Raw genomic sequence first — 13,270 nt, forward strand, 5'->3', positions numbered from 1 at the left:
TGCACTTATCCTGTGCTGCGCCGCAGAGAAAATCAAGTCGTGTGGTCATCCGGATTTTGAGGAACCGGCTAGCCCGCCCTTTGCCAATAAGGGTTAAGTGTTGGTGCTCCGAAATAATAGCCTTGCATGCAATCCACTCCGATCGATGCAAGATATTCAGCGTCCAAGTGATTTTCGACGCTCTCGGCAACGGTGAACATATCAAAATGCCGGGCAAGCGACAGCATCGCCTCGGCAAGTATTTGGTTGTCGGGGTCGGCGTGTATTCCCCGGATGAACTCTCCGTCGACTTTCAAGATGTCAAAATAGAAGTCTTTGAGATACTTGAAGGAAGTGTAACCCGCACCGAAATCGTCCAATGCGAAGCTGACGCCTTTTTGCTGCATTTCGCTCATGAATACCTGTACCAAATCAGGCATGGTGATCGCTGTACGTTCTGTAATCTCGAGGATCAGACGTTCACCAATTGTTGGGTTATCCGCAAGACCGCGTTCCAGTACTTGCCGCCAACCGGGATAGCCGATGGAGCGCGCCGACATGTTGATGGCAAGACGAACACTTGGCTCGGCGGCCAATACCTCCAACCCTTTTTCCAGAGCTAGCGCATCAAGCACGCGCCCTTTTTCAGTATCTTCAACTGCATCAATAAAACTGGCGGCGGGAATCACCCGACCCGATCTGTCGTGCACGCGCAACAATCCTTCATAGAACGCCATTCGATCAGGGTTGGCAGTTTGGACCACAGGCTGGAAGGCAAGCTGAACCTGCTTGTGACGCAGGGCATAATCGACCAACGCCAATGCTTCGCTATCACGCAACTCGACGGCGACGGTCAGCGGATCACTTGCGACCGCCGTGTCCGGGCTTTCGTTTCGCTTCAAACTTTGCATGATCCAATATCTCCGTCGCAACGCAGAGACAGTCTTGCGGCAGATATGCTAACAAGCAGTAAAATACTCAATTTCATGAGAATTTTACTGAGATCCGAGCAAGGGAGAAACTAATCATGCACAGATGCACCTGGTGCGGTGAGGACGATCCGCTTTATATCGCCTACCACGACACGGAATGGGGCGTACCTGAATATGACGGCCGCGCCCTGTGGGAAAAGCTCATTCTCGACGGATTCCAGGCTGGCTTGAGCTGGATTACCATCCTTAGGAAACGGGATGCGTTTCGAGAGGCATTTGAAGGATTCGATCCCAAGATCATTGCAACTTGGCAGGAAGCCGATGTTCTGCGTCTGCTGGACAACCCCGGTATCGTGCGCCATCGCGGAAAGATTGAAGCAACGATTGGCAATGCGCAGGCCTACTTGGATCGTGGTGGGTCACAGGCCTTTGCTGATTGGATTTGGAGCTATGTCGACGGCAAGCCCCTTATAGGTGCCTACACCTCATTGGCGGACGTTCCCACATCCAGCGCTTTGACCCTCCAGATGTCCAAGGATCTGAAAAAGGCGGGGTTCAAGTTCTGCGGACCAACCATCGTTTATGCATGGATGGAGGCGTGTGGTCTTTTCAACAACCATGTCACCGGTTGTTTTCGATTTGATCAGGTGGCTAGCGAAGTCCCACCAGCAACTCCCGGCTGGGAACGCCGGTGACTGGAATGCCACGTGCATCTTCGTATGATCGAATCGCTGCGCGCCCCATCTCTCCGATCACCCCATCAGGGCGCCCGGCACCAAACCCTAGATCGTTCAACCGTTTCTGAAGTTCTTGTCGTTCTTCATTGGTCATTCCCCACGGATCGCCGGGGAAATTGGCCTGAATAGCAGACTGCCCCGCAAGGCGATCGGACAGGTGGCCAACGCCGATAACGTAGCTGTCGGCATAATTGTAGGTCTTCAGAACATGGAAATTGTCGAAAATCATGAATACCGGACCAGTTGGACCTGCGGGAAGGATCAATGCGCCCTTCTGCGACCCGCGAAGCGTCTCTCCGTTCGCGTGTGTTACGCCCTGTTGCGCCCAATAGCGTAGCCGTCGACTGTACACGCGGCCTGTCCGCGACAAATCAAACCCTTTCGGTAGCTTCACCTCAACGGCCCATTTCTGACCCTGCTGCCAGCCTTTTGCGCGCAGATATGCGGCGGTCGATGCCAGCGCATCTGTTGGATCATCGGCCCAAATGTCTCGTCGGCCGTCGCGGTTGAAATCAACTGCGTATTGTAGATACGAGCTTGGCATGAACTGCGTGTGTCCCATGGCACCTGCATACGAGCCCCTCATGCGACCAACAGATGTGTCCCCTGAGGCAAGTATCTCTAGTGCAGCCATCAGCTCGGCTTCAAAAAGGTCGCGGCGGCGGCCTTCATAAGCCAGCGAAGCGAGCGTGGATAAGACCGGGGCGGAACCACGGACAGCGCCAAAGCTGCTTTCCATGCCCCAAATGGCAACGATAACTTCGCGCGGAACGCCGTAGCGCTGCTCGATCCGGCCAAGCAGCGTTGGATAGCGGGACATGACAACCTGCCCACCCTTGATCCGTTGTGGCGACGCCGCAGAAGCTAGGTAGTCGCCAAGGGATCGGCTGGTCTCGGCCGGGGATTTGTCTGACTGAACGACCTTGGGCAGGAACGTCACCTTATCAAGGGACCGGAGGGCGTTTTCAGGGATGCCTCTTGCCGCCGCTCGGGCGCGAAAGCCCTTGCGCCAGGCGTCAAACCCGTCGTTTGCCCATGCCAATTGCGGTACTAGGCTTGATGCAAGAAGCAATCCAGCCACCCGCCGCCGTGAATACAGTTCGCACGTCATGCCTGTCGACACCCCAACCGTTGCAGCATATTCCAACGCAACACCCCTTGCGCCGGAAGCATACAATACGCTTGTTCTGATGGTCCTCAAAGTGTCCTGTCGCGGATCGGCAATCTGGCGCTGACGCTGAGTAAATTGCTCGGCAACATTTGGCCCATCGGCTTTCTTCATTGGCTCTCTTCATTGCCTTGTGCAGGGCAATTGCACCGAAGCGCCGCGCCGCGTATAGCAGACATTGAAAGAACGACGCCGCGAAAGGTTCACGATGAGCGAGACGACCAAATCTGCCAATACCATGTGGGGGGGCCGCTTCTCGGCAGGTCCGGATGCCATCATGGAGGCGATCAACGCCTCGATCGGATATGACCAGCGCATGGCGAAGCAGGACATCGAAGGCTCGCGTGCGCATGCGGCGATGTTGGCGGCAACGGGAGTGATTACCGCGGATGACGCCAAGGTCATCCGCGAAGGGCTGTTGACCGTTCTGGCCGAGATTGAGGGCGGAAAATTCGCCTTCTCGACCGCGCTGGAAGACATCCACATGAACGTGGAAGCCCGCCTGAAAGAGGTTGTGGGCGAACCCGCTGGACGCCTGCATACGGGCCGTTCACGTAACGACCAAGTGGCCACGGACTTCCGCCTGTGGGTACGCGACCAAATGGACGTCGCGATTGACGGGCTAGAGGCCCTGATCCGCGCGCTTCTTGGTCAGGCAGAAGCTGGCGCCGACTGGGTGATGCCCGGCTTTACCCACCTGCAAACCGCCCAACCCGTCACGTGGGGTCACCACATGATGGCCTATGTTGAAATGTTTGGCCGCGATATGTCCCGTTTCCGTGATGCACGTACCCGGATGAACGAAAGCCCGCTCGGCGCTGCGGCATTGGCAGGGACGTCTTTCCCAATTGATCGTCACATGACGGCAGAGGCTCTGGGTTTTGATCGTCCTTGCGCAAACTCTCTGGATGCCGTCGCTGACCGCGACTTCGCGCTGGAGTTCCTGTCCTCCGCCACCATCTGCGCCATGCACCTTAGCCGGTTTGCGGAAGAGCTGGTGATTTGGTCGTCGGCCCAGTTCCGATTTGTGCGCATGTCAGACAAATGGTCCACAGGATCGTCCATCATGCCCCAGAAGCGCAACCCGGATGCCGCTGAACTGATCCGTGCCAAGATTGGCCGGATCATGGGCGCTAATATCGGCTTGATGACGGTCATGAAGGGGCTTCCGCTGACCTATTCCAAGGACATGCAAGAAGACAAAGAGCAAGTCTTTGATGCTGCCGACAATCTGATGCTGGCATTGGCCGCGATGACCGGCATGGTGTCGGACATGACCGCAAACACCGAAAGCCTAGAGGCCGCCGCGTCCTCCGGCTTCTCGACTGCGACTGACTTGGCCGATTGGTGCGTGCGCACGCTGAACATGCCGTTTCGCGATGCGCACCATGTAACCGGTTCGCTGGTCGCGATGGCCGAGAGCAAGGGCTGCGATCTTCCAGACCTGAGCCTCGCCGATATGCAATCGGTCAATCCCGAGATCACCAATGATGTATTCGGCGTCTTAGGCGTGCACAACTCCGTCGCGTCGCGCACGTCGTACGGCGGCACGGCCCCATCGGAAGTGCGAAAACAAATAACCCGCTGGAAAGAGGTATTATCATGATCCGCACCGTTCTGGTCATCGCCCTTCTCGGCCTTGCCGCCTGTGGCGCCGACGGTGAGCCCATCCGCCCCGGCAGCGCCGAGGACATTGCAGAACAACAAGCCCGCGCAGAAGCCGACGCCATGTAGGCGCTCCCACTACCGACAGACGAGGCCCAGATGGACCATTTCCTTTACCGTGACGGCGTTCTGCATGCCGAAGACGTATCGATCAACGATATTGCCGCAACGGTCGGCACGCCGTTCTACGTTTACTCTGCCGCGACGCTGACGCGCCATATCGGCCTGTTCAACGAAGCGCTAAGTTGGGCTGATCATCTTGTGTGTTTCGCAGTGAAATCGAACTCCAACCTCGCTGTTTTGAGACTGATCGGTGATCTGGGCGCCGGTATGGACGTGGTGTCGGGCGGGGAATATCGCCGCGCAATCGCCGCGGGTGTGCCGGGCGAACGGATTGTCTTTTCAGGCGTCGGAAAAACCCGCGACGAAATGCGGTTGGCCCTGACCGGCGGCATCCGCCAGTTCAATCTTGAAAGCGAACCCGAGATGCGCGTGCTGTCCGAGGTCGCATCGGAGTTGGGCGTAATCGCCCCTGTCACCGTCCGCGTGAACCCGGATGTGGATGCAAAAACGCACGCCAAAATCTCGACCGGGAAATCTGAAAACAAGTTCGGCATCCCAATTGCCCGCGCCCGCGAAGTTTATGCGGAAATCGCATCCCTTCCCGGTCTGAAAGCCGTCGGGATCGACGTACATATCGGATCACAGCTGACCGAGCTGGCCCCATTCCGCGAAGCCTATTCCAAGGTCGCGGAGTTGACCGAGGCACTGCGCGAAGATGGTCACGACATCACTCGCCTTGATCTGGGCGGCGGTCTGGGCATCCCCTACGAACGCTCCAATGATGCCCCGCCCTTGCCGATTGAGTACGGGCAAATGGTCAGGGAAACCGTTGGCCATCTGGGCTGCGAGATCGAGATCGAACCGGGGCGTTTGGTTTCCGGAAATGCGGGACTGATGGTTACCTCGGTCATCTATGTGAAAGAGGGCGAAGGGCAAGACTTCCTGATCGTCGACGCCGCGATGAACGATCTGGTCCGTCCCGCAATGTACGAGGCCCATCACGACATCATTCCGGTTTCTGAGGTCGCACCCGGCGAAGAAAAGACGCGTTACGACATCGTCGGCCCAATCTGTGAAACCGGCGACACCTTCGCCAAAGGGCGCGATCTGGACGCTCTCAATCCCAGCGACCTGATCGCCTTCCGCTCTGCTGGTGCCTACGGCGCGGTTATGGCATCCGAGTATAATTCTCGCCCCCTGATCCCCGAGGTTTTGGTGATGGGCGATCAATATGCTGTCATCCGACCCCGTCCGACCTATGAAGAGATGCTTGGACGCGATACCATCCCCGCATGGCTGTGATATCAACGCGGGCCAGATGACCCGCCAAAACCTACCTGACGAGGTGCAATCGCACCTCAAATGGCCCTTGCGTTTGACTGGGGCTGGGTTGGTTTTGGAACGGCTCTGGTTGGCGTTTTGGCCGCTTGTATCGGTCCTTTTGGCGACGTTCGCGATCTGGAGCTTTTGGGCATGGACTGTCCCACAAGGCTTGTTAGGTTTTATCCTCATTGCCAGCTTCGCTGCGCTTGCCGCCTTAATCTGGGGCGCCCGTCGGCTCGAATGGCCACGCGAAACAGACCGCGTTTCCCGACTAGATAACAGCCTGTCCGGCCACCCGATCGCGACCCTGATGGATGAACAGGGTGCCGGGCGAGAGAATGACGCATCACGCAGTTTATGGGACGCCCACCGGCACCGCATGAGCCAGCGTATCAAGGGCGTGAAGCCTATTCCGCCCGATCTGAAAGTGGCAAGGAGTGACCCCTACGCGCTGCGCCTGATCGCCGCGACGGGGGCAGCTCTCGCCCTGTTTTTCACACCGTGGATCGAGCTTGCCAGCGGCAAAGGCGTGGCCATTGCCACGCAAGCCCAGACAATCGCAACTACCAGTTGGGAAGGTTGGATCGAGCCGCCCGGCTACACCGGCCGACCGAGCCTGTACCTTTCCGACCAGCCCGCCGGTGCCCTGTCGGTGCCCATAGGCAGCCGCCTAACCCTCAGGCTTTATGGTGATCTGGACGCCCTGTCTGTCACCGCCGACCTGTCCGACACGCCGATCCCGGATCAGTCTCAGCAAAGCTATCTTCAAATCATCACCAGGGACGGCCCGCTTAAGATTGACGGGCCGGGTGGCGCATCCTGGGACATCACCGCCATCGGCGACACCCCGCCCACAGTGACAACCAAAGGTGACCTGACACGCTGGCTGTCAGGCGATTTCTCGCTGGAGTTTTCAGCAACCGATGACTACGCGGTGACGCTTGGCGCGGCCGAACTTGCGCTAGATCTGGATCGTGTCGACCGGCGCTATGGATTGGCTACCGATCCCGAACCGCGCGACACAATCACCGTCGACCTTCCGCTCCCCTTTCTCGGTCCCCGGACGGACGTCGAAGGCATATTGGAAGAAAACCTGATTGAGCACCCATGGGCCGGCCTTCCCGTTGACCTGACCCTAAAGGTCGAAGATGGCGCCGGACAAACCGGAACAGCGCCCGCGCGCGCCATCGTCCTACCCGCCCGTCGGTTCCTGCACCCTGTCGCAAAGGCGCTAATCGAACAGCGCCGCGATCTTCTATGGTCACGTGAGAACGGCAAACGGACCGGACAACTTCTGCGCACAGTGCTGAACCGCCCTGACGAGCTTGAATTGCCATCGGGCACATATCTTCGCCTGCGCGGCGGCATCCGCCAGCTTGAATTGGGAATTAGTCAATCCCAGCTTCCCACGTCTATTCGCGATGAGATTGCAATTCTGTTGTGGGACATCGCGGTTGAGCTTGAAGACGGTCAGCTCGGTGATGCGTTGGAACGGATGCAACAAGCACAAGAGCGCTTGGAACAAGCAATGCGCGATGGGGCCACTGCAGAAGAGCTGGCCGAACTGATGCAGGAATTCCGCGACGCCATGCGCGACTACATGGAGCAACTCGCTCAGAATCAGGAGAACGCTCCGCCCTCTGACCAGCAACAATCCGAAAATACGATCGAGATGAGCCAAGCCGATCTGGATGCCATGATGGACCGTATCGAGGAACTGATGCGAGAAGGGCGCGAGGATGAAGCAATGCAAATGCTCGATCAGATGCGCCAGATGATGGAAAACATGCAAATGGCGCAAAACGGTTCGTCCAACCAACCCGGCGACGAAGCGCGGCAAGGGTTACAGGACACATTGCGCCAACAACAAGGCCTGTCCGATCAAGCTTTCCGCGACCTGCAAGAAGAAGGTCAGGGCAATCAAGCCGGTGAATCCCAAGGAAACGAAGGTCGCGATGGCGGCCAAGGGCGCGGACAAAGCCATGACGGTGCTGGCGGACAAGAAGGTCAGAACGGACAGGGCGAAGGCGACGACCAGCAAGGGGGACAACAAGGTGGCGCAGGTCCGGGCGATGATTTGGCCGGGCAACAGCGCACCCTGCAACAACAGCTCGACGCCCAACGCCGCAACCTGCCCGGTGCAGGTGACGAAGCAGGTCAAGCCGCACGCGAGGCGCTGGATGACGCCGGACGCGCCATGGGCGACGCAGCCGACGCTCTGGAACAAGGTGACCTGCCCGAGGCCCTTGGACGACAGGCCGACGCGATGGAGGCCCTTCGCGAAGGGCTTAGGCAGTTCGACGAAGCGATGCAAAGCCAACAAGCCCAACGCGAAGGTGAACAAGGCAGCAGCCCCGGCGAAGGCCAACGATCAAGCCAACGCGATCCTCTTGGCCGAAATCAAGATGGGAGCAGAGGCGCTATCGGAACAGACAGCCCCCTTGAAAACCGTGACGAGGTTTATCGCCGTGCTCAGGAATTGATGAATGAACTGCGCCGCCGTTCAGGCGACGGAGACCGCCCCGACCTTGAGCGTGATTACCTCAAACGCTTACTCGACCAGTTCTGAGCATCAGCTTTTTCTTGTTAAAAACATTCTCGCCGAAGGCATAAAATCCTTCAAAAGCGCTTACGAGCCGCCAAAGCCGCCGAGATCGTCCCTTCATCAAGATAATCCAGCTCGCCCCCAATTGGCACACCCTGCGCAAGCGAGGAAACGGTGCACCGCCCCTCCAACTCTTCCGCAATGTAGTGTGCCGTGGTTTGACCATCGACAGTGGCGTTCAAGGCCAAAATCACCTCAGTGATTTCGTCGTCGATCACGCGTTGGACTAGCCGCGGGATGCCAAGGTCTTCCGGGCCGACAGCATCCAAAGCGGACAAGGTCCCGCCGAGCACATGGTACCGCCCCTTGAACAAAGCCGCACGTTCCATCGCCCACAGATCGGCCACATCCTCGACCACACAAAGCTCGCCCGTGGCGCGTTTCTCCGAAGCACAAATATCGCAACGATCCGCCGTTGAGACATTGCCACAGATCACGCATTCCCGCGCAGTTTCAGCCACTGCCTGCATCGCATCCGCCAAAGGTGTCAGCACAAGTGCGCGCTTGCGGATCAGATACAACACCGCCCGACGGGCCGAGCGGGGACCGAGCCCTGGCAGCTTTGCCATAAGCTCGATCAGATTTTCGATATCGCGCGGGGCTTCTGACATGCGGTGGGCCTGCCTTAGAATGGCAGGTTCATATCCTTGGGAAGTCCAAGCTCTTCTGTCAGGCGCGACATCTCGCTTTCGCTGCGTGCCTGCGCCTTGGCCTGCGCATCCTTGATCGCGGCAAGGATCAAATCCTCGACCACTTCCTTTTCATCTGGATTGAAAATCGTTGGATCGATGTCCAACCCGGTCAACACACCTTTGGCCGTTGCAGTTGCCCGAACAAGACCAGCGCCGCTTTCACCAACGACAGTCATAGTCGCCAGGCTTTCCTGCATCTCCGCCATCTTGGTCTGCATTTCTTGCGCGGCTTTCATCATCTTGGTCATATCGCCAAGACCACCCAGTCCCTTTAGCATATTCTGCTCCTCAATATCGTCAGGTCCGTTTCGCTTTAGATACGGTCGCGCGGCCTTGGTTACAAGGCGCAGACGCTGCGTTACCTATTCGTCTTCGAACGGATCCCATTCATCTTCGACCTCGGGCAAAGCCTCTACCGCGGCCTCCTGCACCATATCGTCAGCGGTCCGTATCTCGGTGATCCGAGCTTTCGGAAAGTTTGAAATGACGGCCTGCACCAGTGGATGCGCGACCGCTTCTTCTTCTAATGCCAGCTTCTCGCCATCACGGGTTTCGGTGATCGTTGCGGCCTCGCACCCATTCACAAGGGTGACCCCCCAACGCACGCCCGTCCACCCTTGCAAACGCTGTGCAAGTCGCGCGGCTAAATCAGATGGCGCATTGCCCGACGGCGTGAACTCGATCCGTCCAGGTTGATACGACGCCAAACGCACACCGCCTTCGACTTCGACCAAAAGCTTCACATCCCGGTTTGCCCGGATTAGTTCGACGACATCTTCAAACCGGGCGTACCGGGCCAGCGCATTTTCAGGGGCCTGCGACACGGCAAGAGCCGTCGCCCCGCCGCCAGGGACCGTGCCACCGCCCGACTTCGCGCCATACGAGGTGCTATGTCCACCGCCGCCGCCAGCCGGGGCTGGGGCACCACCTGCCGGACCCGCAGGCGGCTGGGGTTGGTCCTTCAACTTACGCACTAACTCCTCGGGTGTCGGAAGGTCGGCCACATGGGTCAACCGGATGACAGCCATCTCTGCCGCCATCATCGAATTCGGCGCCGCCGCCACTTCTTCAATCGATTTCAAAAGCATCTGCCACATGCGCGACAAAACCCGCATCGGCAAAGCCTGCGCCATCGCTTGCCCACGCGTGCGTTCATCAGGTGAGACAGTGGGGTCTTCAACCGCCTCGGGCGTGATTTTGATCACGCTGATCCAATGAGAAACCTCTGCCAGATCACGCAACACGGCCATCGGGTCAGCCCCGTCCGCATACTGAGCACCCAACTCAGTCAGCGCCCCGGCTGCATCACCTTTCAAAATCAAATCAATCAGGTCGAGTACCCGGCCACGATCCGCCAGACCCAACATGGCCCGTACTTGGTCGGCGGTGGTTTCACCAGCGCCATGGCTGATCGCCTGATCCAACAGAGATTGCGCATCCCGTGCAGACCCTTCGGCAGCGCGCGTGATTAGCGCCAGCGCATCCTCGGCAATCTGCGCACCTTCTGCATCTGCAATCCGTCGCAGCATGGCCAGCATGTCTTCAGGTTCGATCCGGCGAAGATCAAACCTCTGACAGCGGCTCAGCACTGTCACGGGCACCTTGCGAATTTCGGTGGTTGCAAAGATGAATTTCACATGCGCTGGCGGCTCTTCCAACGTCTTCAACAGCGCGTTGAACGCACTGGTCGACAGCATGTGAACCTCGTCGATGATGTATATCTTGTAGCGTGCCGAGGCCGCCCGGTAATGCACGCTTTCAATGATCTCGCGGATGTCACCCACGCCGGTGCGCGACGCCGCATCCATCTCCATCACATCGACATGGCGCCCCTCGGCAATAGCAACGCAGGGCTCGCATTGCCCGCAAGGCTCGACCGTCGGTCCACCCTGCCCATCCGGCCCAATGCAATTCATCCCCTTGGCGATGATCCGCGCCGTTGTAGTCTTACCCACACCGCGAATACCCGTCATCACAAAGGCTTGTGCTATCCGGTCAGCCTCAAACGCATTTTTCAGCGTGCGTACCATCGCTTCCTGCCCAACCAAATCAGCAAAGGTCTCGGGCCGGTATTTACGGGCCAAAACCTGATAGGCGGGGGCTGTGGATTCTGTCTCGGACATGGAGTTCCTTCGGACCGGATTCGTATCCGGCTCAGATTAGGGCGGGCGATGGGCCGCGTCTACCGAAGTCTGGGTTGGAGTACACTCTACACCATGCTAGTTCCCCGACATGCGGGAGGCGTTTTCTATATCAGAGCTGAAGGCCGGTCATGGCTGGTTGGGCATTTGCCCGCTGCCCGGTCGCTGGGGGACTTTCAATGACGACCTAACCGCCGTCTTGATCTGGCGACCTACGCTCGTTTTATCGATGACAGAAACACCAGAAATGGTTGCACACGGCGCCAAGGACTTTGGCAACCTTCTGAAACAAGCCGGGATCGAATGGCGCCACTTCCCGATAAAGGATTTTGGAGCCCCTCCGGCCGAAGCTCTTGATGTATGGCCTGAAATCTCTGAAGCCGCACGGCGGGCCTTGCGTAACGGTGGCAAAGTATTGGCGCATTGCAAAGGGGGCTGCGGGCGGTCCGGAATGGTGCTGCTCAAACTGATGGTCGAGATGGGTGAGCCTGCAGAAGCGGCGCTCCAGCGCCTGCGCACCCAGCGCCCTTGTGCTGTCGAAACCGACGCTCAAAGGCAGTGGGGCGCATCAACTTCACGCTAACAACCTTTCCTCAGCGCCCTTTTCGCTTGGAGGAGCCTTTTACGACCCCCTTCACCATTTTCGAGAATTTTCGTTCCCGCGCCCGGCTTTCTGCCACTGTCTCGGTGTTTTTCGCCTCGCCCGCGCGCAGTTTGCGCCAGCGTTCAAGGCGATCAAGGTCCAGTTCGCCAGCCTCTATCGCTTTGCGCACCGCACATCCCGGTTCGGTCTCATGGGCGCAATCTGAAAAGCGACATTGCGTTTCCAGCTCTGCAAGATCGTCAAAAACGCTGTCGATGCCGTCACGCGTGTCCAGCAATCGCAAAGCCCGCATACCGGGCATGTCGATGATCCAGCCGCCTTTCAACATGGGCCGCATACTGCGCGACGTCGTGACATGCCGCCCTTTGGCATCGTCTTCACGGACACCTCCGGTCGCTGCGTCTCCACCAGTTAGCGCATTGGTCAGCGTGGTCTTACCCACACCAGACGAACCAATGAATGCCGCGGTTTGCGGCGCTTTACACCAGTCTGAAACCGCCGCCGCACTGTCCGCTTCACGCGCATTGACCGTCAGCGTGGTCAACATTGGGTCAAGCGTGCGGGCTTCGGCCTCATAGACGCTTGTATCATCGCATAAATCCGCTTTGGTCAGCACCAGAACCGGATAACACCCCGCTTCGTGTGCCAGGGCCAAAAACCGTTCAATCCGTGCAATGTTGAAATCATCATTACACGACGTCACGATGAAAAGCGTATCCACATTGGCCGCAATTAGCTGGACATGCGCATCGGTGCCGGCGCCGCGTCGTTGCAGCATGGACTTACGATCCAGACAATCCTGAATGCGCATTTCAGGGTCGGCAAGAACCCAATCTCCAACCGCCAATTCGCCCGCGACGATGCGTGGAGAAGTCAGGACAACCGACCCTTCCTCGCCCAGCGCGCTCATCTGGCTACGGTGAATTTCAGTAAGTCGATAAGGTGTCAGGTCAGCAGCCTCATCAAGCTGCATCTGAAAAGAAGAGGACCATCCAAGGTCCGAAAGAGTATATGTCATTGATCTGCCTGTTTCAGCATAACGGAACGCCCCGCGCGCAATTGCTGCTTGGGGTGTGCGTGCTCAGGCAGAAAAGGGGAAATCCCGTTTAGCAAATTCCTGCCCGAAGGGTGATGACGACATTCATGAAATCCCTCCGTTTCGATGCGGGCGAAACCGTGTGGCGGCCCTTGGGTTGGTGTCCCTCTCGGCAAAACTTCGTTTCACCTGTCGGGGTTTCAAATTTTGCGAATTTGAAACTGGGTGAGAGGCTGAACACGACCCAAGCGGGGCTCGTTGTGGCTGCTTCCTTCCGGATCTGACCAGGTTGGCGAGGCGCCTGCCCGCGCCAACCTCTCGCCCC

At 58.1% G+C, this 13,270-nt stretch carries 12 protein-coding genes and 1 other RNA gene; 6 read left to right on the plus strand and 7 right to left on the minus strand.

The window, feature by feature from the left end:
- Nucleotides 1-68: 68 nt before the first annotated feature.
- Nucleotides 69-890 carry an EAL domain-containing protein gene (locus V6N04_RS07230; RefSeq protein WP_371169471.1) on the minus strand — a complete coding sequence of 274 codons (822 nt, stop codon included), beginning with the start codon at nt 888-890 and terminating at the stop codon, nt 69-71.
- A gap of 116 nt (nt 891-1,006) precedes the next feature.
- On the opposite strand from V6N04_RS07230, the gene V6N04_RS07235 reads away from it, so the two are divergent.
- On the plus strand, nt 1,007-1,606 hold the full coding sequence (locus V6N04_RS07235) for a DNA-3-methyladenine glycosylase I (RefSeq protein ID WP_371169472.1): 600 nt from the start codon (nt 1,007-1,009) through the stop codon (nt 1,604-1,606).
- Here V6N04_RS07235 and V6N04_RS07240 read toward each other — a convergent pair.
- Complete coding sequence (locus V6N04_RS07240; protein ID WP_371169473.1) at nt 1,563-2,930, minus strand: lytic murein transglycosylase; 1,368 nt, start codon at nt 2,928-2,930, stop codon at nt 1,563-1,565. The two genes, V6N04_RS07235 and V6N04_RS07240, sit on opposite strands and share 44 nt — an antisense overlap.
- 94 nt (nt 2,931-3,024) lie before the next feature.
- Here V6N04_RS07240 and argH point away from each other — a divergent pair, with 94 nt between their 5' ends.
- The 4 genes from argH to V6N04_RS07260 are packed head-to-tail and all read left to right on the plus strand — an operon-like array spanning nt 3,025 to nt 8,436.
- Nucleotides 3,025-4,422, plus strand: a complete 1,398-nt coding sequence (argH, locus tag V6N04_RS07245) for an argininosuccinate lyase (RefSeq protein WP_371169474.1) — start codon at nt 3,025-3,027, stop codon at nt 4,420-4,422.
- Nucleotides 4,419-4,550: a hypothetical protein gene (locus tag V6N04_RS07250; protein WP_371169475.1), complete on the plus strand. Its 132-nt coding sequence runs from the start codon at nt 4,419-4,421 to the stop codon at nt 4,548-4,550. Before argH ends, V6N04_RS07250 begins: the two co-directional genes overlap by 4 nt.
- Before the next feature lie 30 nt (nt 4,551-4,580).
- The gene (gene lysA, locus V6N04_RS07255; protein WP_371169476.1) at nt 4,581-5,846 is read left to right on the plus strand and encodes a diaminopimelate decarboxylase; all 1,266 of its coding nucleotides are present in this window, start codon (nt 4,581-4,583) and stop codon (nt 5,844-5,846) included.
- A gap of 16 nt (nt 5,847-5,862) precedes the next feature.
- Nucleotides 5,863-8,436: a TIGR02302 family protein gene (locus V6N04_RS07260; protein ID WP_371169477.1), complete on the plus strand. Its 2,574-nt coding sequence runs from the start codon at nt 5,863-5,865 to the stop codon at nt 8,434-8,436.
- Nucleotides 8,437-8,486: 50 nt separating this feature from the next.
- Here V6N04_RS07260 and recR read toward each other — a convergent pair whose 3' ends face one another.
- The 3 genes from recR to V6N04_RS07275 all read right to left on the minus strand — a co-directional run bounded on the left by recR (nt 8,487) and on the right by V6N04_RS07275 (nt 11,287).
- Entirely contained in the window at nt 8,487-9,083 is a 597-nt protein-coding gene (gene recR, locus V6N04_RS07265; protein ID WP_371169478.1) for a recombination mediator RecR, read from the minus strand.
- A 14-nt stretch (nt 9,084-9,097) separates the two neighbouring features.
- Entirely contained in the window at nt 9,098-9,442 is a 345-nt protein-coding gene (locus V6N04_RS07270; protein WP_371169479.1) for a YbaB/EbfC family nucleoid-associated protein, read from the minus strand.
- 84 nt (nt 9,443-9,526) lie between these two features.
- Nucleotides 9,527-11,287, minus strand: a complete 1,761-nt coding sequence (locus tag V6N04_RS07275) for a DNA polymerase III subunit gamma/tau (protein WP_371169480.1) — start codon at nt 11,285-11,287, stop codon at nt 9,527-9,529.
- Nucleotides 11,288-11,396: 109 nt separating this feature from the next.
- Here V6N04_RS07275 and V6N04_RS07280 point away from each other — a divergent pair, with 109 nt between their 5' ends.
- On the plus strand, nt 11,397-11,888 hold the full coding sequence (locus tag V6N04_RS07280; protein ID WP_371169481.1) for a protein-tyrosine phosphatase family protein: 492 nt from the start codon (nt 11,397-11,399) through the stop codon (nt 11,886-11,888).
- A 10-nt stretch (nt 11,889-11,898) separates the two neighbouring features.
- On the opposite strand, the gene rsgA is transcribed toward V6N04_RS07280, so the two are convergent.
- On the minus strand, nt 11,899-12,927 hold the full coding sequence (rsgA, locus tag V6N04_RS07285; RefSeq protein WP_371169482.1) for a ribosome small subunit-dependent GTPase A: 1,029 nt from the start codon (nt 12,925-12,927) through the stop codon (nt 11,899-11,901).
- A 241-nt stretch (nt 12,928-13,168) separates the two neighbouring features.
- An RNA gene (ffs, locus tag V6N04_RS07290) (signal recognition particle sRNA small type) lies at nt 13,169-13,266 on the minus strand.
- Nucleotides 13,267-13,270 lie beyond the last annotated feature (4 nt).

The sequence above is a fragment of the Aliiroseovarius conchicola genome, from assembly GCF_041403445.1.
Classification (GTDB): domain Bacteria; phylum Pseudomonadota; class Alphaproteobacteria; order Rhodobacterales; family Rhodobacteraceae; genus Aliiroseovarius; species Aliiroseovarius conchicola.